This is a genomic window from Paenibacillus sp. LPE1-1-1.1 (assembly GCF_040676435.1).
Lineage (GTDB): Bacteria > Bacillota > Bacilli > Paenibacillales > Paenibacillaceae > Pristimantibacillus.
The window spans coordinates 201562-223099 of the sequence record NZ_JBEGHY010000012.1; the positions used below are offsets into that span (position 1 = coordinate 201562).

At 49.3% G+C, this 21538-nt stretch carries 13 protein-coding genes; 9 read left to right on the plus strand and 4 right to left on the minus strand.

Features of this window, described 5'->3' with window-relative positions; genetic code table 11:
* The first annotated feature begins 154 nt into the window (after positions 1-154).
* The 5 genes from MRBLPE1_RS11625 (at position 155) to MRBLPE1_RS11645 (ending at position 10603) form a co-directional block, all read left to right on the plus strand.
* Positions 155-1306, plus strand: a complete 1152-nt coding sequence (locus MRBLPE1_RS11625; protein ID WP_364145429.1) for a glycosyltransferase family 4 protein — start codon at positions 155-157, stop codon at positions 1304-1306.
* The gene (locus MRBLPE1_RS11630; protein ID WP_364145431.1) at positions 1303-2214 is read left to right on the plus strand and encodes a GDP-mannose 4,6-dehydratase; all 912 of its coding nucleotides are present in this window, start codon (positions 1303-1305) and stop codon (positions 2212-2214) included. Before MRBLPE1_RS11625 ends, MRBLPE1_RS11630 begins: the two co-directional genes overlap by 4 nt.
* A 323-nt stretch (positions 2215-2537) precedes the next feature.
* The gene (locus MRBLPE1_RS11635) at positions 2538-4190 is read left to right on the plus strand and encodes a response regulator (protein WP_364145432.1); all 1653 of its coding nucleotides are present in this window, start codon (positions 2538-2540) and stop codon (positions 4188-4190) included.
* A gap of 4 nt (positions 4191-4194) precedes the next feature.
* Complete coding sequence (locus MRBLPE1_RS11640; protein WP_364145434.1) at positions 4195-9900, plus strand: HAMP domain-containing protein; 5706 nt, start codon at positions 4195-4197, stop codon at positions 9898-9900.
* Positions 9901-10072: 172 nt separating this feature from the next.
* Positions 10073-10603 (plus strand): DinB family protein, encoded by a 531-nt coding sequence (locus tag MRBLPE1_RS11645; RefSeq protein ID WP_364147237.1) that lies wholly within the window; start codon positions 10073-10075, stop codon positions 10601-10603.
* On the opposite strand, the gene MRBLPE1_RS11650 is transcribed toward MRBLPE1_RS11645, so the two are convergent.
* Positions 10566-11054, minus strand: a complete 489-nt coding sequence (locus MRBLPE1_RS11650; protein WP_364145436.1) for a CcdC family protein — start codon at positions 11052-11054, stop codon at positions 10566-10568. The genes MRBLPE1_RS11645 and MRBLPE1_RS11650 overlap by 38 nt on opposite strands.
* A 212-nt stretch (positions 11055-11266) precedes the next feature.
* Positions 11267-12376: an N-acetylmuramoyl-L-alanine amidase gene (locus MRBLPE1_RS11655; RefSeq protein WP_364145437.1), complete on the minus strand. Its 1110-nt coding sequence runs from the start codon at positions 12374-12376 to the stop codon at positions 11267-11269.
* A gap of 301 nt (positions 12377-12677) precedes the next feature.
* Here MRBLPE1_RS11655 and ypfJ point away from each other — a divergent pair, with 301 nt between their 5' ends.
* Entirely contained in the window at positions 12678-13493 is an 816-nt protein-coding gene (ypfJ, locus tag MRBLPE1_RS11660) for a KPN_02809 family neutral zinc metallopeptidase (RefSeq protein ID WP_364145439.1), read from the plus strand.
* A gap of 143 nt (positions 13494-13636) precedes the next feature.
* Here ypfJ and MRBLPE1_RS11665 read toward each other — a convergent pair whose 3' ends face one another.
* Entirely contained in the window at positions 13637-14416 is a 780-nt protein-coding gene (locus MRBLPE1_RS11665) for a stalk domain-containing protein (protein ID WP_364145440.1), read from the minus strand.
* A gap of 296 nt (positions 14417-14712) precedes the next feature.
* On the opposite strand from MRBLPE1_RS11665, the gene MRBLPE1_RS11670 reads away from it, so the two are divergent.
* From MRBLPE1_RS11670 to MRBLPE1_RS11680, 3 genes are all read left to right on the plus strand, one after another.
* Positions 14713-15069, plus strand: a complete 357-nt coding sequence (locus MRBLPE1_RS11670) for a VOC family protein (RefSeq protein WP_364145442.1) — start codon at positions 14713-14715, stop codon at positions 15067-15069.
* Positions 15070-15275: 206 nt separating this feature from the next.
* On the plus strand, positions 15276-17408 hold the full coding sequence (locus tag MRBLPE1_RS11675) for a GMC family oxidoreductase (protein ID WP_364145443.1): 2133 nt from the start codon (positions 15276-15278) through the stop codon (positions 17406-17408).
* 122 nt (positions 17409-17530) lie between these two features.
* Positions 17531-18888, plus strand: a protein-coding gene (locus tag MRBLPE1_RS11680) for an IS3 family transposase (protein WP_364145445.1) whose coding sequence is annotated in 2 segments (ribosomal slippage) — positions 17531-17984 and positions 17984-18888 — 1359 coding nt in all. Because the reading frame shifts where the segments join, the coding sequence is not laid out codon by codon here.
* A gap of 169 nt (positions 18889-19057) precedes the next feature.
* Here MRBLPE1_RS11680 and MRBLPE1_RS11685 read toward each other — a convergent pair.
* Positions 19058-21418, minus strand: a complete 2361-nt coding sequence (locus tag MRBLPE1_RS11685; RefSeq protein WP_364145447.1) for a PAS domain S-box protein — start codon at positions 21416-21418, stop codon at positions 19058-19060.
* Positions 21419-21538 lie beyond the last annotated feature (120 nt).

Genomic DNA, 21538 nt, shown 5'->3' on the forward strand with positions numbered 1-21538 from the left:
AAACGCGGGTTTATTTGTTTTATCGATATTTTATCCTATCTATGCAGTACTTATAGGGCTGTTCATTGAAAACACCGTAAAATAAAGGAATAGACAGTGAGTGTTTCATAGGCTAATCAATAAACCCTGCACTTCCCTTTAGAATAATTTATCTTTGAGATCATCATGGCTAGATATTCACCAGCAGAGGAGGATTACGATAAACGTTCTCATGCTCTTCAATCGAATGAATATAGGCGGGACCGAGTATTATGTGCTCAACCTGGCACGTGCATTGAAGGGACTGGGAGTTCATGTCGGCATCGCAGCACATAGCGGTCCGTTGACGGCCGAATTCCTGAAGCATGACATTCCGGTCCATCTGTTCCCTCCTAATGCGAAGCATAGTGAAATGGTATCGATGTTGACAAAGACGATCAAGACGAAGTCCTATCAGCTGATTCATGCGCACGATACCCTAGGCTACCGTCTTACAGCCACCTTACTCCGTATATCTAAAGTAACTTCGGTGCTTACGGTTCATGGACGCTATCATGGCGTTCCTCCTTTGTTAGAAGCAGCTAAAAGTGCAAGCAAAATTATTGTTGTAACACAGCGATTACAGGCCTGGGTGCGGAGCCTGAATATCCCCGCTTCGAAGGTCGTTCATATCCCGATTGGCATCGACACCGTCCGTTTCAGTCCTCAATCTCGTGCTCAATGCCGGAGGAAGCTTGCTATTCCCCGAGGATGGGAGGTTACGGCCTATGCTAGCCGTTTTGACCGGGATAAATACCCCATCGCCCGCAAGGTCATATCCGCCGGTGAGGCTGTTGCTCTAAAGCGAGAGAAAAGTATATTCGTACTGGCCGGGCCTGGAGCTTACCGGAAACACCTGATAAAGCAAGCTGAAACGGCAAATCGCAGAATCGGGAGACGGGCGATTATCGTGAAGCCGGCAGTAAGGCAAATTCAATATTTATATGGCGCTGCCGACGTCATTGTCGCCACCGGAACCGTTGCTAATGAGGCAATGTCATGCGGGAAAACGATCATTGCGGCAGGAGTGAAGGGTTACTTTGGCATTGTAACCCCAAGTAATCTGAAGGAGTCTTTATACAACCAATTCGGGGATCACGGAGGGAAAGATCCGGTTACCGCGGCTAAGCTTGCCCGCGATATCAGAACGGTTCTATCCAATCAGCAATGGGCGAAAGAACTAGGTACTATGGGGCGCGAAATGACCGTTCAACGATATTCCGTCAATAACGTTTCACGACGAATTCGGTCCCTTTATATCCAAACGGTGAAGAAGGGTTACTCATGAGAATACTCGTCACGGGTGGTTTGGGATTTATCGGCTCTCATTTGGTCCGCTATTTTCTCGGGGAGCATGCAGAGGTACACATCTTGGATCTGCATACTGGAGAGAATGGAAATGTTCCCGCATCGGCCGTTCTCCATATTCAAGATATTTCGGATCCGGACTCCGTTAACCTCGTACGGCATATAGCGCCGGACTATTTGTTTCATCTTGCAGCGCAATCGGACGTGCAAAAATCGATTCAGAACCCTAGCCTGGATGCGGACAGCAACATAATGGGGACGATCCATATGCTAGAGGCGTGCCGGCAAAGTCATGTTAGAAAAATTATATTTGCTTCTACTTCCGGTGTTTATGGCCAACTGGAGAAAAAAGTGATTTCAGAGGTTGATCCGGTTTCACCGGTTTCATTTTACGCACTCTCCAAACGGACATCGGAGCAATATATGGAAATGTATCGCCAGCTATTCGGAGTTTCCTATACGATTCTCAGATACGGAAATGTGTATGGTCCGGGGCAGCAGCCAAAAGGGGAAGGCGGAGTTGTGGCCGTATTCCTGGCACGCTTGCAGCGATCGGAGCTTTTATCTATACATGGAGACGGTTTACAGACGCGGGACTTCATCTATGTTCGGGATATCGTCTCCGCCAATGCGGCGGCCATGCAGAAGGGAGATGGGCAAACGTTTAATATCAGCACGGGTGAATCGACTTCGATCCGCATGCTTGCAGACTTATTTAAAGAAATTGTCGGAGCGCCGATTCCATTGGTTTACAAGCCAGGAAATCCCGGTGATGTTAAGCATAGCTGCCTTGATAACCGAAAGGCATTACAACTGCTCAATTGGCGTCCGGCCTACAACATAAGAACAGGCTTGGAAGAAACGATTCGAAATACCTGGAGAACATAAGTAAATAGCATAGGGTGCAATACTGGACCGACAGACAACGCAGAGAAGAATATAACAAGTTAATAGGAAACTATAGCTTAACAATCACTAGATCGAGGCTGCCTGCATGAAACGGCAGCCTCGTTGTGCTAACGTGCACTTTAGTCCGAATCTAGCGATCCCATGATGGTCGTAATTGAAATAAAAAACCACGAAAACCAAGGATTCGGAATCAAAAAAAGTTTTTCAAAAGAAGAGTTTCAATATTAGGAATGATGGGTATATAGCCTATATTTTAGAAATATAAACGGAATCAAAAAAAGTGTTGGAAAGTGAGGGGCGCCATGGACTTTCCAGTCAACATCCTGATCGTAGACGATCACCCGGAAAACTTGGTTGCCATTGAGGCGGTTCTCAGCGGAGAACCCTATCGTCTGGTTCGGGCATATTCCGGCATGGAAGCTTTGCGATGTTTATTGGAAGAGGAATTTACCGTCATTGTCATGGATGTGCATATGCCGGGAATGGACGGGCTCGAGACGGCCAGCATGATCAGGACCCGAGAGAAAACCAAATACGTGCCAATTATCTTTATGACGGCCGCGAGCAATAAAATGGAGCATAGCTTTGCCGGCTATTCCGTCGGCGCTATGGATTATATGACGAAACCGTTCGTTCCGCAAATTTTCAAATCCAAAATCGAAGGTTACGTCAGCATGTATGAAGCGAACAAAACCCTTCAGATCCAAAGCGAAATGTTGAAGAAACAAACGTGGCAGATGGAGAAAACCAATCAGGCGCTCAGCCAGGCCAAGGAAACGGCGGAAATCGCTTCCCGCGTGAAATCGGAATTTCTGGCCATGATGAGCCATGAAATTCGGACTCCATTGAATGGGATCATTGGCATGTCGGATCTGCTTCTTGCCTCCGATTTGCCGGAAGAATATACCGAGATGGCGGAAATCATCCACACAAGCGGCAACGCACTGCTCTCTGTCATCAATCATATTCTCGACTTTTCCAAAATCGAGAACGGAAAGATGGAATTGGCGGAGGAGCCGTTCTCCCTTCAGCAGTGCCTAATTGAAACGATTAATTTGTTTACGGCCAAAACCAGGGAACGAAATCTGGAAATGGTGGTGGTGGTTGATCCGTCGCTGCCGACTTATTTAAAAGGAGATATGAACCGCCTCCGTCAGGTGTTAAATAACCTGGTGGGCAATGCCGTAAAGTTTACGCATGTAGGCAGTGTGTACATCATGGTTAGCTTGCTGGCGGAGACGGAGAATTCGCTAACGCTCGAATTTATGATAAAAGATACCGGGATCGGAATCCCTTCGGATAAGATAAACGAACTGTTTCAGCCGTTCTCCCAGTTGGATGCCTCAACCACGCGTAAGTTCGGAGGCACGGGACTCGGATTATCGATCAGCAAATCCTTAGTTGAACTAATGGGCGGCACGATTCGGGTAGAACCGTCGAATGAGCCCGGCGCGACGGTTATCTTTACGATTGCCGTCAAGCCGTTCTTGGGCACAGATCCTCCCGCGCAGCCTCAGGACAAGTCGGATCGGAAGCCGGTAATAACGGGAATCGCGACCGACAGCCACACGTCGGCTCCGATTCGCGTCTTGGTCGGAGAAGACGACAACGTAAGCCGGAGGCTGATGAAACAAATGCTGGGAGCACTCGGTTTCTCCGCCGATATGGCGGAGAACGGCCCAGAGGTGCTGGCAGCTTTGGAACAAACGTCCTACGACCTGCTTTTCCTTGATCTTCAAATCCCATTCAAGGACGGCTGGGAGACGGTGCAAGAAATCAAAACGAATGTTACGGACAAGCATCCAGTGATCATTGCCATGACGGCGAACGTTTCCAAGGAAACGATGCAGCGCTGTTTATCCTCGGGCATGGATGATTTTATCGCCAAGCCGGTTCGGTTGGACGATATGAAACAGGTCATTCAAAAATATATGTTGAAAAAGGGGCAGGGTTGAGAATATGAGTGATCAAAACCAAATCAACGAAAAGAATGACGATCAAATTGACGTCGGCGAACTGCTCAACGCCTTAATGGCGATGAAGAAAGGCAACTTCTCCTACAGACTGCCCTATGACCGCACGGGTGTGGCCGGCAAGGTAGCGGATACGTTTAACGAGATCATGGATATACAGGAAGGTCTGGTATATGAAGTCCAGACGGTAGCCAGGGTTGTCGGAAAAGAAGGGAATCTTTCGAGAAGGTTCGTGCAGAAAAATCTGGGTGGATCATGGGACACGGTCACCGATTCGTTGAACGGTCTGGTCATTGACTTGATTCAACCGACGAGCGAGATGGTTCGGGTTATAAACGCCGTTGCCAAAGGCGATCTGTCCCAAAAGGTGGAACTGGAAATCGAAGGACGGGCGCTCACCGGTGAATTCCAGAGAACGGCGAGCAACATCAACATGATGGTAAATCAGCTCAGCACCTTTGCCTCCGAGGTTACTCGTGTGGCGCGCGAGGTCGGTACGGAAGGGATCTTGGGCGGCCAGGCAGACGTCAAAGGCGTATCAGGCACCTGGAAGGATCTGACCGACAGCGTGAATTACATGGCGACAAACCTCACGGATCAGGTGCGTAATATCGCAGCGGTAACAACGGCAGTCGCAAACGGTGATCTATCGAAGCAAATCACGGTAAATGCGCGGGGAGAGATTCTCGAGCTTAAAAATACGATCAACACCATGGTGGACCAGCTCTCCATGTTCTCTTCCGAGGTTACCCGTGTGGCGCGAGAGGTCGGCACGGAGGGCAAACTCGGCGGGCAGGCGGACGTTAAAGGCGTATCCGGTACTTGGCGGGATTTAACCGAAAGCGTAAACTACATGGCGTCTAATCTGACCAACCAAGTACGCAACATCGCGGTTGTTACCACAGCGGTCGCCAATGGTGACCTGTCGAAGAAGATTACCGCTGATGTGCAAGGCGAAATCCTGGAATTGAAGAACACAATCAACACGATGGTGGATCAATTGTCGACCTTTGCTTCCGAGGTTACCCGGATGGCGCGCGAGGTCGGTACGGAAGGGATACTCGGCGGGCAGGCGGACGTTAAAGGCGTATCCGGCACATGGCGGGATTTGACGGAAAGCGTAAACTACATGGCGTCTAACTTAACCAACCAGGTGCGTAACATCGCGGAAGTGACAACCGCCGTGGCTAAAGGCGACTTGTCGAAGACGATTACCGTTGATGCGAAAGGCGAGATCCTCCAGTTGAAAAGCACAATCAACATCATGGTGGATCAGCTCAGCAACTTCGCCTCCGAGGTTACGCGGGTGGCGCGGGAGGTTTCAACGGAAGGGATCCTTGGCGGCCAAGCGGACGTTAAAGGGGTATCCGGCACTTGGAAGGATTTAACTGACAGCGTTAACTTTATGGCCGGTACGCTGACCGATCAGGTGCGTAATATCGCCGAGGTGACGACGGCGGTAGCGAAAGGCGATCTATCCAAGCAGATCACCGTAAATGCAAAAGGTGAAATTCTTGAGCTCAAGAACACAATCAACACGATGGTGGATCAGCTCTCTACCTTCGCGTCCGAGGTTACGAGGGTGGCGCGAGAGGTTGGCACCGAGGGCATGCTGGGCGGACAAGCCCAAGTTAAGGGCGTTGCGGGTACATGGCGCGATTTGACCGAGAGCGTTAACTATATGGCTTCGAATTTGACCAACCAAGTGCGCAACATCGCCGTCGTGACGACAGCGGTCGCGAACGGCGATCTGTCCAAGAAAATCACGGCGGATGTACAAGGAGAAATCCTCGAGCTCAAAAATACGATTAACACGATGGTGGACCAGCTCTCGATGTTCTCCTCCGAGGTTACGCGGGTGGCGCGCGAGGTAGGCACGGATGGGAAACTGGGCGGACAAGCGGAGGTTAAAGGGGTCGGCGGAACCTGGAAAGATTTGACCGAAAGCGTTAATAACATGGCTCGGAATCTGACGGACCAGGTGCGGAATATCGCGGACGTTACAACGGCGGTAGCGAAAGGCGATCTGTCCAAGAAAATCACCGTCGACGTCAAAGGCGAAATCCTTGAATTAAAGAATACGATCAACACCATGGTGGACCAGCTCTCGACCTTCGCCTCCGAGGTTACGCGCGTAGCGCGCGAGGTCGGCACGGATGGAAAACTCGGCGCGCAAGCGGAGGTTAAAGATGTTTCCGGTACGTGGAAAGATTTGACCGATACGGTTAACTACATGGCCAGCAACTTGACCATTCAGATGCGCAACATTGCCGGCGTTACAACGGCGGTTGCGAACGGGGACCTGTCCAAGAAAATTACCGTAGACGTAAAAGGCGAACTATTGGAACTGAAGAACACGATCAACACGATGGTGGATCAACTAAATTCGTTCGCCTCCGAGGTTACGCGGGTAGCACGCGAGGTAGGCACGGACGGCAAGCTGGGCGGACAAGCGCAAGTGCGCGGCGTTGGCGGGATCTGGAAGGACCTCACCGACAACGTTAACATCATGGCGACCAACCTGACGGATCAGGTGCGCGGGATTGCCAAGGTCGTGACCGCGGTTGCGAACGGCAACCTGAAGCAGAAACTGACCGTGGAAGCCAAAGGCGAAATCGCCGAACTGACGGATACAATCAACAATATGATCGAGACGTTGGCCACCTTCGCCGACCAGGTGACCACCGTGGCGCGGGAGGTAGGCGCCGAAGGAAAACTGGGCGGACAAGCGAACGTGCCTGGCGCAGCCGGTACTTGGCGCGACCTCACCGACAACGTTAACTACATGGCGAGTACTCTGACCACTCAGGTACGCGCCATCACCAACGTCGCAACAGCGGTGACGAAGGGCGATCTGTCACGTGCCATCGACGTATCCGCATCCGGAGAAGTCGCGACGCTGAAAGACAACATCAACGAAATGATTCGGAACCTGAAGGAAACGACTCGGATCAATACGGACCAGGACTGGCTCAAAACCAACCTCGCCAAATTCTCGCGGCTGCTGCAAGGACAAAGAGATTTGTATGCGGTCAGCCGCATGATCCTGTCCGAGCTGGCTCCGCTCGTGTCCATGCAGCATGGCGTCTTCTACATCAATGAACCGTTCAACGGCGAACCGGTGCTGAAGCTGTTTGCGAGCTATGCTTACCAAAGCCGCAAACATCTGGCGAATGAATTCCGAGCGGGGCAAGGGCTGGTCGGCCAGTGCCTGATTGAGAAACAGCGGATCCTGCTAACCAATGTGCCGGGTGACTATGTCGTCATATCGTCCGCTTTGGGAGAAGCTACGCCTCTCAACATTATTTTGCTGCCGATCATTTTCGAAGATCAAGTGCTCGCGATTCTGGAACTCGCTTCCTTCCGATCATACAGTGATATCGACATCGCATTCTTGGATCAGCTTACGGAATCCATCGGAATCGTGATTAACACGATGCAGGCGAACCAACGTACGGAGGAGCTGCTGATCCAATCGCAGTCTCTCACCGAAGAGCTCCAAAAGCAGCAGATGGAGCTGCGGAATACGAACGACGAGCTCGAGGATAAAGCGAAGCTTCTCGTGCTGCAGAAGGCGGAAGTGGAAAGCAAGAACCATGAGGTAGAGGTGGCCAAGCGGTACCTGGAGGAGAAAGCGGAACAGCTTGCCCTCACGTCCAAGTACAAATCCGAATTTTTGGCCAACATGTCGCACGAACTTCGTACCCCTCTGAACTCCTTGCTGTTGCTGGCAGAACAGCTTGCCGAGAACCCGGATGAAAATCTTCACGAGATACAGGTGAAGTTTGCGAAGACAATTCAAGACTCCGGCCTCGAATTGCTTAACCTTATTAATGATATTCTCGATCTGTCCAAAATCGAATCGGGCACCATTACGCCAGATTACAGCGAAGTCATTTTGGCGGAACTGACAGACGGGCTCGACCGTACCTTCCGCCACATGGTGGACGCTAAGAAGCTGGACTACCGAATCAAGGTTAATCCCGGCGTGCCGGCGGGCGTCGTAACGGACTTCAAGCGGCTTCAGCAAATTTTGAAAAACTTGCTTTCGAACGCCTTTAAGTTCACGGAACAAGGACAGATCATGCTCCTGATCCGGAAAGCGAGCGAGGGCTGGCATCCGGAAAATGTATCGCTGAATCGTGCCAAAACGGTCATTTGCTTCTCCGTCAGCGACACGGGGATCGGCATCCCTCATGAAAAACAGCAGATCATTTTTGAAGCCTTCCAGCAGGCGGACGGCAGCACGAACCGGGAATATGGCGGAACGGGCTTGGGTCTTGCGATATCCCGCGAGATTGCTGAGATGCTGGGCGGAGAAATCACCCTGTACAGTGAAGTGGGCAAGGGAAGCGTATTTAATCTGTACCTTCCAACCGAAGCGGAATTCACGGAACCGGAGCCGAAAAAGTCACATGTTCCGGAGGTGATTGATATTACCCCGCCCAAACGTAGAAGCAACCTGGCCAAACCTGCGGTTGACGCTTTGATTGACGACCGGGATAACATCAAGCCGGGAGACCGTGTATTCCTGATTGTGGAGGACGACCAGAAGTTCAATGAAATTATTCTCGATCTTCTCCGTAAGAAAGGGATCAAAGCTGTTATTACGGCCGGCGGTTTGGATGCCCTGGAACTCGTTCATAAGTACAAGCCGATTGCTATAACGCTGGATCTGCATCTGGGGGATACCGATGGTTGGCTGGTGCTTGAGCAGTTGAAGAACGATATCCAGTTGCGCCATATTCCGATTTGTGTCATGACAGTCGACGAGGACGAGGTGCACCTGCTGCAGAAAGGTGTTCATGATTACTTCCGGAAACCGGTGACGAACGAAGAGCTCGAGAATGCGTTGGATCGTTTGAACCAATTTGCGGACAGGAAGGCTCAAAGCCTGCTGTTGGCCGTCCATGACGAGCAAGAGCGCAAGCAAATCGTCAACCTGCTTAGCAATCAGGATCTCAAGATCACGGCAGTGGACACGGGGCGCAAAGCTTTGAACCAGATCAACACAAAAGATTTTGATTGTGTGGTATTAGACAACAGCATGCCGGATTTGAATCTCATCCGGTTCGTCCGGGATATGCTCAAGAACGCCAAAAACAAACGGGTTCCCGTCGTGGCCCACCTGAGCAAGAAGTTGACGCCGGCGGAGGAGAGCGAGTGGGATGAGTTGGTCAAAATGGCGGTTCTCAAAGAGGTGAAATCGAATGTCCAATTGATCGATGAAACGACCCTCTTCCTGCACCGCAAGGCAGAGAACTTGCCGTCCGCCTCAAGGGACAAGCTGGTTAAACTGCATAATTCGGATGAAATGATCGAGTATAAGAAAGTGCTTGTTGTGGATGATGATATCCGGAACATTTTTGCGCTCACCTCGATTTTGGAACGCCATCATATGAAAGTCATTACGGCGGAGACCGGCCAGGATGCCATCAGCCTCCTGGAACAGACACCGGACATCGATATCGTGCTGATGGATATCATGATGCCGGGAATGGATGGTTACGAAACGACCCGCGCTATCCGGCAGATGGCGAAATTCAAGAACCTTCCCATTCTTGCGCTCACGGCGAAAGCCATGAAGGGTGACCGGGAACTGTGCCTCGAAGCCGGCTGCTCGGATTACATCACAAAACCGGTCAACAGCGCTCATTTGTTAACAATGATGCGCACATGGTTAGATAAATGACCCTTGCGTTTCATGCAAAAGCCCCCGTCTTGAAGACGGGGGCTTTTGCATGAAACGGCAGCCGCGCTCAGCTAACGTGCAGGAGAGTTCAATCGATACACGAATATGTAAAAAGTATACTATTGAAGTGTTTACGAAGTTAGTAAGCAAAAAAAGAGGAGGAAGAGCTAGGATGATTTGCGATTTAAAAGGTGAAGCCAATATGTCGCCTATTGTGGGAATATTATATTCTGCCGTAAAAGAGAATAGCCAACGACTACAATTAATAACGGATGGCATGTCACAAGAAGAAGTAGATTACAAGGGGCCTAATAACAATTTTAATAGTACCGCTCAGTTAATAAAACATATTATGTATGTTGATTTGAATTGGGTTTATAGAATAAAAGGACGGCCGCTTCCTCAGTCATTAAAAGAGCAATATGGCCCCATGATAGATGAGAATAATAGGCTCCCAATGATCAAAGGGATATCTTTGACCACACTTATGTCTAAATATGAAGATGTCTTTATGATGTTGAAGGATTCGTGTATGCACTTATCGGATGCCGATCTAGATAAAGTTGTCACTTTTGGACATGAGAATGAAAAGAAAGCAACCAAACGTTGGGGCCTATGGCATATGGCTGACCATAACCGCTATCATCAAGCTCAAATTAATCAGCTTAGAAGGTGGTATTTTGGGAAGAATACGATTGGTTGACCACACGCCGAAATTTGATAAACGAAACAGCTCTCCAAGGAATGATATATCCAAAAGCCACTAATAGGAACAATGCCGTTTTACCTTGAGGATCTATGTCGGATAATTCTTGACGAAGAGCAAACCGTAGGAGCACAATGCCAATGAAAGCTGCGAAAAATCCCCAGTTTTTCTTGGCATAAATCAAGTTGTCTTCTCTTACCTCATAGTTGGTAGTCCAAATCAATGGGATGGAAAATAAAATGCCAAGTCCGAAGGCAGCTCCAAAAGTCCATGCTGGTTCATGCACGTTAGAATTAAAAATCAAAGACAGGCCAGGCAACAAGAATAACAGAGGCACCAGTAGTCGAATCCCGTTTCCCCGTATAGGACGGTACATGCTTCTCGTTCTTCTCCACAAAACCAAAGCTGCTATAAAAACAATCATCACATAAAAAGTGCTTCCGTTCATTATCTCGCCCGCCTCATCAATTGGATACTCTTATGTTAATGGCTTTGACATGTCCAAGATAGTGACAAAGGTAATTATATTGAGATGACGAGAGTCATTTGATGGATATTGCGTCACACTAGAAGACAGGTTAGTTTCTTGTGCATTTTGTTCATTTCATTAAAAAAACAGACCGCCCATAGCTGGCGGTCTGCTTTCGTCCTAGTATGCAGTTACATGCTAAAGTAATCCTCCAGCCCTTTCGCTATCGCTTTGGCTGCTTTCTTTTGGTAGTCGGAGCTGCGGATGATCGATTCATCCTTTGCGTTGGTCAAGAAACCGAGCTCAACGAGTGTAGATACCGTATCATTTTCCCGCAAAACGTGAAGATTGCCGAAAGAAATCCCATTGCTCTTCAAGCCGATGCCATCCGCAAGCCTGTTTTCTATCGCGCGGGCCAATGACCGGTCTTTCGTTTCCGAATAATAGAAGGTAAGTATGCCGGACGTGTTTTTCTCCGAAGAATTATAATGGATGCTGACGAAAGCGTCCGCGCCGGCGGATTCGCTTATCTGCACCCTGTCGGAAAGCTTGGGCTTCTCCTCATCCTTCGTTCTGGTCATGAGGACGCGCGCTCCGCGGTTGCGCAGCTCATCCTCGAGGTAGAAGGAAGTGCTCAAATTAAGTTCTTTCTCCATCGTTTCATATTTCATTCCGATCGCTCCGGGATCGTCTCCGCCGTGACCGGGGTCAATGACGATTACCTTCCCTTGAAGCCCCTTCGATTTTCCCGAAGAAACCGCTGCCGTTTGTATTGTATCTTTCGCGATATAACGATCTGATACCCAGCCGGTTTGCCCATCCGGAGTCTGGATCTGAACCCATCCTTCCAGGCTGTCCACTATCGTAACAGTCTCGCCCTTGGTTAGGCCTCCAAGAACCTTATAGTCCAATCCGGCGCCGGACCTGATTCGCAGCGAATCCGCCAGCACAGTCGCACGGTTGGCTGCAGAACTCGTTTGCACAGTGTCCACTTGATCTGTCGACGATACCGTTACGATACTGCCATCGACCTTCTTGAAAAAATAACCTGCCGCCCAGCCAGAGACCCGATCCGACTTGATGCGCAGCCAGCCGTGCGCTTCATCCGAAACGGTGACGATCTCTCGATTGCTCAAAGCACCCACGATCGACGCTTCAAGCGATGGCTCGCTGCGGACATTCAATGAGTCGGTGTATACTTTGGCTGTATAACTACCGCTTGCTTCCGCCCGGTTTGGTGTATAACCGGAAATACTAATCAACCCACAGATCAAAATCATCAGGTATACAATTTTTTTCATACAAGTCTCCTTTAGTATTCTTAGGCTATGTAGGTCTACTATTATACCAGCAATTACTAGATTCTTGCAGACCTATATATGTAAAATTTCGACCGAATTCTCCATGCACCGCCAAAAAGCTAGGGTTTAAGCCATAAAATTTATAACAGAAAAATTTAGCGGAACGGCTGGCCGTATCGAGGCAAGCCCTGTTTTTGTTAATTTCATCTAGCTCGAATAAATCTAGCAATCGTGGGTAAATAACTTAGACATGAGTAATTGTGTGCAATCTACGAATCTCATGGCTAAGGGGTGAATCGCTATGCAGTGGAAGGGAAGAAGAGGAAGCGCGAACGTGGAGGACCGACGGGGAAGAGGAGGCAAAACACTCGTCGGAGGCGGAATTGGCGGAATAATCATTTTACTTATAGTGACACTGCTAGGCGGAAATCCAGGAGAGCTTCTAAATATGGATACAGGCTCTAGCGTCGTTCCATATGAGGAAACGCAGCAGGAGAAGGAGCTCTCGCAATTCGTATCCGTTGTCCTCGCAGATACGGAGGAAGTATGGACAGAGCTATTCGAGCAGGAAGGCTTGGAATACGAAAAGCCGATACTGGTATTGTACACGGACAGCGTCCAGTCGGCCTGCGGAGCTGCCGGTTCGTCGGTGGGGCCGTTCTATTGTCCGGGTGACCATAAGCTATACATTGACCTAAGCTTCTATGATGAGCTCCGGCAAAAGTTTCAGGCTCCCGGGGACTTTGCAATGGCGTATGTGATCGCGCATGAAGTGGGGCATCACGTGCAGACCCTGTTGGGAACAGGGAAGGCTGCGCCGGGTCGGCAAATGTCCAATGAAGATTCTGTCCGCATGGAGTTACAGGCTGACTATCTGGCTGGCGTGTGGGCCCATCATGCTAAGGATATGAATGTGCTTGAAGCGGGTGATCTTGAGGAAGCTTTGAATGCGGCGAGCGCAGTCGGCGATGACACCATTCAAAAAAAGGGTCAAGGATATGTAGTGCCCGAGAGCTTCACGCATGGAACTGCCGAGCAGAGAAAGCGATGGTTTTATAAAGGCTTCGAGCTCGGCTCGATCGAAGGCGGAGATACTTTTCGTACGAACGAGCTCTAATGCTGCTCCTATTTATTTTACGAAGCCTGACGAGATTTTCATTCGAAAAGCCGCATTGGATCAACACAAATGAAAAACAGCCCTCCATATTCATGAGAATATGGAGGGCTGTTTTTTTAAGATCAGTTAACATGCTTAGATAATCATGCTTCCGTGTTTTTATCGATGATAATTGCGCTGGAGGTTTCTGTGTCCCATGTTACATTGGTGTTCAGTGCTTCGCTAAGAAAACGCAGCGGTACTAAAACTCTGTTGCTTTTAACCTTACCGGCAACGTCAAGCGTAACGGTTTTTCCATTAATCGTAGCGATTTTACTGCCCAGCGTCAGTTTGACCACTACACCATCACGCGTAACGGTCACCGTTTTCGAAACATTATCATAAGTAACTACGGCATCCAGCGATTCGGAGATCGCGCGGAACGGAATAAGCGTGCGTCCGCTCTCAACAACGGGAGATACTTCAGTACCTAGTGTTTTGCCATTTACATAAACCTTCACTTTTTTGTCGCCAAGCTTCACTTTAATCTTGCTAAGTTTCTTATATCCTTCAATATTGGCAGGATCCTGCAAGACAACCTCGGCTTGTACTTCTGCTGCGGCTTTTAGTTCTCCATCCTTCTCCAATGTCGTAACCAGAGCAGCTAAACTAGTGTCAGCATTCACGTCAATGTTATATTTTGTTTTAAGCAGCTCGGCAATCCGAACGCCTGCGGGTTTGTCTTTAACGTTCTCATACGCATTTTGAAGACCTTTAGAGCCAGCGTTATTTCCGTCGCCATAGACGGAGCCGCTGACAGTAGTACCTTCTGCTTCTACTTTGATAGCTGCTTCGTTTTTGCTTTGATTTCCAGGTGCGGCAAAAGCAGTGGATGCCATTAGGCTAAGTGATATTGCACCAGCTAAAATTACGGATTTTTTCATTTTATTACCTCCATGAGTATGTAGTTTGTGCGACACCTACAACTATTCGGAGGGCATAAAGGTTTTTTGAGGGTACACTGAAAGACTTAAGGAGATCTATGAATAAGATCGACTTCTCACTTTATACGCGTGAGATGGCTTTGCTGACCTATATCTTATAAAATTTTACGGCGCATAATTCCCTAAATATAGTATTATTGGTTTGGTGACATCCTTTAACGGGGAGTTTGGACCGAGGGATGGAGTGAAGTGACCATCCGAGATCACCGAGATAATAAAGTATAGGAGTGAACAGTATGAGTGAAATTTCGAGTAAAGTAGGAGCTATTTTTATCCCGGTAAGCGACATTAGAAAAGCACGGGAATGGTATTGCTCCATTCTTGGTTTGGAACCTGCGTTTGATATTATCGCAGGCCATCTCTGCTGCATTCCGTTGGATAACAACGGATTAAATCTTGTTTTAGATAGCAAGATTTACAATGAGGATTCATACTTTAGAAATCCTGCCTTTCATTTTAACACTGACGATATAGATAAGGCTTACTATTTTATGAAAGAACGCGGAGTTGAACTCATTACAGCTATTGAAAATGGCCACTGGTTTAATTTTAAAGATCCGGATGGGAACATGTTGATGATTTGCAAATGTTAAGAGGGATTCCAAACAAACGGGTTTCTTCACATGTACGACGAAGGCACCCGTTTATTTTTTGGATGAACAAGGTATGGAAAGTACTTGAACAACTCGGTGAAAAGTATAATATGGATATAAAGCTACCGTTTGGACAAATAAAGGAGGGCGTTCATGAAGATGAGTCAATATGCTGCTGCCGAATGTCATTGGGTCGTGGAAGGTAGATGAGGCTAGGAGATCAGAAGTATTTTACGAACGAGGTTTCATTGCTTTTGAAAGCGGTTGCTGATCGAATGATTCCGGAGGATGCATGGCCATCGGCGACCGATGGTGGAGTTCTGGAATATCTGAAACGCAGTGCCGCTCAAGATGCCGCTACCTGGACAGATGTGATAGAACCTGGACTTCGCTCATTGGATACAGAAGCATTTGCTCTTCATGACCAACCATTTTCGGAATTGTCGGCTCATGAGAAAGATAGACTGCTTAACGACGTCGAGCAGGATTCCTTTCGGGACTGGCCCGTATCGTCAAAACGCTTCTTTGACACTTTATTGTGTCTGGTCATCGAAGGTTACTATGGAAGCCCTGAGGCGGGAGGGAATAGTAAAGGCAGGTCATGGGACATGATCGGATTTCGGCCAGGCCCTGTATCCGGAAGCCATGCCCCGGCCCCGGAAACCGATTTACCGCAAAAAAACTTCGATCAACTTCGAGACCATTATGATGTCATCATCGTAGGTGCTGGGGCTGGAGGCTCGGTAGCGGCGGCTGTATTAGCCGAATCTGGGCTTCAGGTTCTCGTCGTAGAGCGCGGAAGCTGGCTTCGATACAGTCAGGTAGGCAGCGATCATTTGCGTAACCATCGGTTTAGCAAGTATGGACATAATACGGGACCAGGATTGGAAGGTAATCCTCGTACGATTCTATTGCCGGGCGGAGATGAGCGGATCACATCGCCTTTTGAAGGCGACTATCATAATAACGCAATGACGGTGGGGGGAGGAACACGGATCTATGGGGCGCAGGCATGGCGGTTTCATCCGGATGACTTCCGTATGGCGAGTCGCTATGGGATACCAGACGGGAGTTCGCTAAGCGATTGGCCGATTCGCTATGAGGAGCTCGAACCTTATTACGCGCGGGCCGAGTGGGAAGTCGGCGTCTCCGGTGATGGGAATGCCCACTCTGGACGCGGGAAGCGGCAGCGCTCTTATCCAATGCCAGCGCTGCCGCTTACGCTGGAAGCAGAGCGACTGGCTCGGGCGGCAGAGAAACTCGGATGGGAAGCGGGGCCGGTGCCTCTCCTCATCAACTCCATCGACCGGGACGGTCGGCCGGCTTGTGGGCGGTGCGGCCAGTGTGTCGGATTTGCCTGCCCAACCAACAGTAAGAATGGCGGGCACAATACGATGTTAGTGAGGGCGATTGCTACCGGTAACTGTGATCTGATCTGCGATACTACGGTGGAACGCATTGATGCCGAGGGAGGAAGGCATGCCACAGGCATACGTCTTGTGCAGCAATTGGAAGGCTCAATTCAGCGCAGGCAAGTACGGGCCGGGCACGTTGTGGTTGCCGCCGGAGCCATCGAAAGCGCACGCCTCCTTCTCAACTCGGCAAGTGATTCGGAACCGGACGGAATAGGCAATCGGAACGGACAAGTAGGAAGAAACCTTCAAGGCCATGTCTATTCCGGTGCTTACGGCCTCTTCGATGAACCGGTTCAAGATGGTCTAGGTCCGGGGGTTAGTATTGCCACCTTCCGCTTTGACCATAGTAACGAAGGCGGAATTATCGGGGGAGGGCTGCTTGCTAACGAGTTCACCCGGCTGCCGCTCATTCACTGGTACCGAGCGCTTGCGCCGGATGCGGCGCGATGGGGAAGCGCGGGCAAGGAAACGATGCGCGTGAGTTACTTGCGCACCAGCCAAATTCAGGGGCCGATCCAGGAGATCCCGAGCGCCGAATCCAGAGTGCGGCTATCGAGGACGGTAAAAGACCGCTTTGGCATGCCCGCAGCGCAACTCTCCGGAAGTGTCCATCCCGAGTCTCTTCGGGCTTCAGCCATGATGGCAGAGCAGGCGGAGAAGTGGCTTTGGGCCGCGGGAGCACACGAGGTATGGCGGACTCGGCCGGGCGGCGGGCTTAGCGCCGGTCAGCATCAGGCGGGTACCCTGCGTATGGGAAATGACCCTGCGACATCCGTTACGGATCCCTTAGGCCGCGTACATGGATACGATAATCTCTGGGTGAGCGACGGCTCTGTGCATGTGACCAATGGCGGCGTTAACCCGGTGTTGACGATTCTTGCCTTGGCTTTCCGCACGGCGGAAAACCTGGTGAAACAAGGGTAGAGAAATGATGATTATTACGCTAACGAGAAATTATAGTTAAATAACAAACGCAAATGAGCAGGCACAGATGAACTGCACCCCAATTGTTAGACACCATCTAACAATCTGGAGGTTCAGTTTTTTTGTCTAAGTTTAATATGAATTTGAAAATAGAGGCTATTCATCGTTATTTGTCAGGGAATGAAGGAGTGAAAAGCATTGCGAAAGCACTAGGCATCAATCATGAGGTCTTACGAATGTGGATAAAGCAATACGAACACCACGGCGAGAAAGCTTTCGAAAAATCCTATACAGCTTACAGCATTCCATATAAACTAGACGTACTCAACTTTATGAAAGAGAATGGGACGTCTCCAAATGAAGCAGCTGTCATCTTCAATATCTCTTCTCCAGGGGTTATTCGCAGATGGCGCAGCCAATTTAATGCAGATGGAATCGACGCCCTAAAACCAAAGCCAAAGGGGCGTCCACCATCCATGACGGATAAAAAGAGAACCAAAAGACAAGAACCTGCCGAGGGCTCAGTTGAAGCACTACAAGCTGAATTAGAACGTTTGCGTATGGAAAACGCCTATTTAAAAAAGTTGAATGCCTTAGTTCAAAACAAGGAAAAATCACCAAACAAGACAAAGCGCAAGTAGTCTATGAATTAAGGCTCAAATTCCCGGTGATTGAATTGCTAAAGCTCGCTGAAGTCCCACGTAGCACCTTTTATTACTGGGTGAAACAGTTTGGGAAGCCAGACCCAGACGAAGAACTGAAACTCCTTATTCAATCCTTATATGAGGAATATCAGGGATGTTATGGATATCGTCGTATTCGTGATGAACTAGTTAATCGGGACCACCAAGTTAATCAAAAAAAAGTGCAACGTATCATGAAAGAATTAGATTTGAAATCTGTGGTACGTATGAAAAAATATCGTTCCTACAGAGGAACAGTAGGTAAAATTGCGCCTAACGTGCTGGATCGTAATTTTCAAGCAGATAGGCCAAATGAGAAGTGGGTTACCGATATTACGGAATTTAAGTTGTTTGGTGAAAAGCTGTATGTATCACCTGTTCTGGACTTGTTTAACGGCGAGATTATCACCTACACAATAGGGACTCGCCCTACCTATTCCTTAGTCTCCGAGATGCTAAATAAGGCCTTTAAACGCTTATCTGACGAGGATGAACTCCTCCTGCATTCGGATCAAGGCTGGCACTATCAGATGAAGCAGTATCAACATGCTTTGAAGAAACAAGGAATTACCCAAAGCATGTCGCGCAAAGGAAATTGTTACGATAACTCGGTAATGGAAAACTTTTTTGGCATTATGAAGTCGGAGTTTCTTTATCTTAATGAGTTTGAAAGTGTAGAGTACTTTAAGCAAGAACTAGAACGATACATTGATTACTACAATCACAAACGTATCAAGTCAAAATTAAAAGGCATGAGCCCGGTACAGTACCGAGCTCATGCCCAACAGGTTGCATAAAAATATTTGTCTAACTTTAAGGGGTCACTTCACGATGTGCCTGCTCATTTTATTAAATTAAACGGGAGCCGAGTAGTTCGGTGTTAAAAACAATGGATCGCCATCTTTGGTTAGGTTTATCAACCGCTTTCTTAACATTGCCAGCGCGACGCCAACCGGCTTTGCAGCATTACGACCAATGCTTCAAAACACGTTCTACTTCATCCACCCCCAGCGGTTTGCTGATGTAATCATCCATGCCGGAAGACAGGCATAGGTCCCGGTCTTCCTTTCGGGCCAATGCCGTTACTGCCACAATAACCGGACGTTTGGCTTTCCCTTGTAGCTGCCGGATGGCGGCTGTGGCTTCCAGCCCATCCATTCCGGGCATCTGCAGATCCATAAACACGATATCGAAATCTTCTCGTGCGACGGCCCGTACGGTTTCGTCCCCATCCTGGGTCAACTCGGGCTCGTACCCCAGCCTGCGCATCCAAGTGGCCAGCAAAAAACGGTTGACTTCATCGTCATCCGCGATCAAGATTTTCAAGGGCCCATATTTCAACGTCGAATAGACGGCTGACCCAGCTCCGGTCTCGTTATTTTTTAGCGCGGGTGACGACGGCTCCTGACTCGGTTCTTCCTGCGTCGCCCGGAACGGAAGCGTGAAATAGAAGGTGGAGCCACCCTTTTCACGGCTTACCACTCCGATTGTTCCGCCCATCAGCTCCACCAGCTTCTTGGTAATCGCAAGGCCGAGGCCCGTACCCCCGTATTTTCGGTTCATGGCGGGGTGCAGTTGGGAGAAGGATTGGAAGAGAAGGTCGAACTTATCATTTGGGATACCAATGCCGGTGTCCGTTACATGGAACTGCAGTATGATTTCGCCCGGATGCCGGTTCGACAGCAGCTCCACGGAGAGGATTACCTCGCCTTGGTCGGTGAATTTGACCGCGTTGCCGATAAGATTCACCAGGATCTGACGGAGTCTGCCTCCGTCCCCGATCAGACAGGTCGGGACGCGCTCCTCCTTCCGAAATGATAGACCGATCCCTTGACTGGATGCACGGGGAGAGAAGAGTTCCATGACACTTTGAAGCAACGGCTCCAGAACAATTTCCTCCATATGCAGATCCAACTTGCCGGCTTCGATCTGGCTGAAGTCCAGGATTTCGTTCAGGATCCGGAGCAGGGCAAAGCTGCTTTCTTTAATCGTATCTGCGTATACGCGCTGCTCTTCCAACAACTCCGTTTCGGTGAGAAGCTCCGTCATTCCGATAATGCCGTTCATCGGGGTACGAATCTCATGGCTCATCATGGCCAGGAATTCCGACTTCGCCCGATCGGCTTTTTCCGCAGACTCCTTGGCCCGAAGGATTTCTTTCTCCCCCGTAATGTCGCGGAAAACAACGACCGATCCCTTCAGTTCGCCTTTATCCCGCAGTGGTGCCGCGTGATATTCCGCCAAGAAGGTAGAGCCGTCATTACGCCAGAATATGGCTTCCGAATTGTAATGCGGCCTTCCATCCCGAATAGCCTGAACCAGCGGAAGATCGTCCGTCGGCAGAGGGCGACCTGCATATTCGTTCTCATGTCGCTTATATCCCAGCATTTCTGCGCCGGCGGGGTTCAGGAACATTCCTTTTCCTAGAGAATCCGTGCCGAGAATGCCTTCGGAAACGGAATCCAATATCAGCTTGTTTTCGCCGCTGAGATTCTCGATATGTTCCAGATAACGCTGACGTTCCGTGATGTCAACCGTGATGCCGTACACGCCGACGACTTCGCCGTTTACGATGATCGGAATATTCGTGGAATTGATTTCCACAGGGTGGCCGTTTTTGTGGATGATCGTAAGATCATAGCTCTGCGGCTCGCCTTGTTTTGCCAGATTAAAATAGTAAAGGGTCTTAGACAAATCTTTAGGATGCACGATCGGGCCCCAGTACATGCCTATCAATTCCTCCAGCGTGTAGCCGGTAATCTTCTCCAGATTGGCGTTGGCCGTAAGGTAATCTCCGTCCGGATTCATCGAATATACGGCGGCCGGGTTGTGGTCGAACAGAGATTTGTATCGCTGCTCGCTTTCCTGAACAAGCCGGTCTGCATGGATGTTATCCGTGATGTCCCGCGAGATGGCGATCAGCTCTTCCAGGTGGCCATGATCGTCAAACAAATAACGAGTGGAAATCTCCAGCCACTTATATTGGCCGTCCTTGCAGAGGTAACGAGTTTTCACGATGCGCCCTTCCGGGTTCTTGTCGGACAAGAATTCCCGGATTCTGTCCCGATCTTCGGGATGCACGAGAGACATGCCGCTGAGTCCGATTATCTCTTCGGGTTCATAACCCAGAATGGCCCGGCAGCTGGGGGATGAATAGGTTATGGTAGTGTTTTCGTCCGGCTTGTGCAGGGAAATCCAATCCGGCGATACTTCGGTCAACAGGCGGTATCGACGCTCGATATGCTTAAGTTCTTCTATTTGGGAACGCAAAGCGGCGATTTCATCGGACTGTCGGGTAATTAAGGAATCGCGGGGGTCAACCTTCATTCTCTTGCAGCTCCTCGCAGCTAGGTAGGTATCCCGAGCTAAATGAATTTATATTCGATATAATACACCTTATAATACACCTTGCGGTGATGCTTGAAAACAGCGGGCGGGTACATAACA

Coding starts and splice junctions, on each gene's coding strand:
- MRBLPE1_RS11630 (WP_364145431.1), top strand. CDS start 1,303: ATGAGAATACTCGTCACGGGTGGTTTGGGATTTATCGGCTCTCATTTG.
- MRBLPE1_RS11635 (WP_364145432.1), top strand. CDS start 2,538: ATGGACTTTCCAGTCAACATCCTGATCGTAGACGATCACCCGGAAAAC.
- MRBLPE1_RS11640 (WP_364145434.1), top strand. CDS start 4,195: ATGAGTGATCAAAACCAAATCAACGAAAAGAATGACGATCAAATTGAC.
- MRBLPE1_RS11645 (WP_364147237.1), top strand. CDS start 10,073: ATGATTTGCGATTTAAAAGGTGAAGCCAATATGTCGCCTATTGTGGGA.
- MRBLPE1_RS11650 (WP_364145436.1), bottom strand. CDS start 11,054: ATGAACGGAAGCACTTTTTATGTGATGATTGTTTTTATAGCAGCTTTG.
- MRBLPE1_RS11655 (WP_364145437.1), bottom strand. CDS start 12,376: ATGAAAAAAATTGTATACCTGATGATTTTGATCTGTGGGTTGATTAGT.
- ypfJ (WP_364145439.1), top strand. CDS start 12,678: ATGCAGTGGAAGGGAAGAAGAGGAAGCGCGAACGTGGAGGACCGACGG.
- MRBLPE1_RS11665 (WP_364145440.1), bottom strand. CDS start 14,416: ATGAAAAAATCCGTAATTTTAGCTGGTGCAATATCACTTAGCCTAATG.
- MRBLPE1_RS11670 (WP_364145442.1), top strand. CDS start 14,713: ATGAGTGAAATTTCGAGTAAAGTAGGAGCTATTTTTATCCCGGTAAGC.
- MRBLPE1_RS11675 (WP_364145443.1), top strand. CDS start 15,276: ATGAGGCTAGGAGATCAGAAGTATTTTACGAACGAGGTTTCATTGCTT.
- MRBLPE1_RS11685 (WP_364145447.1), bottom strand. CDS start 21,418: ATGAAGGTTGACCCCCGCGATTCCTTAATTACCCGACAGTCCGATGAA.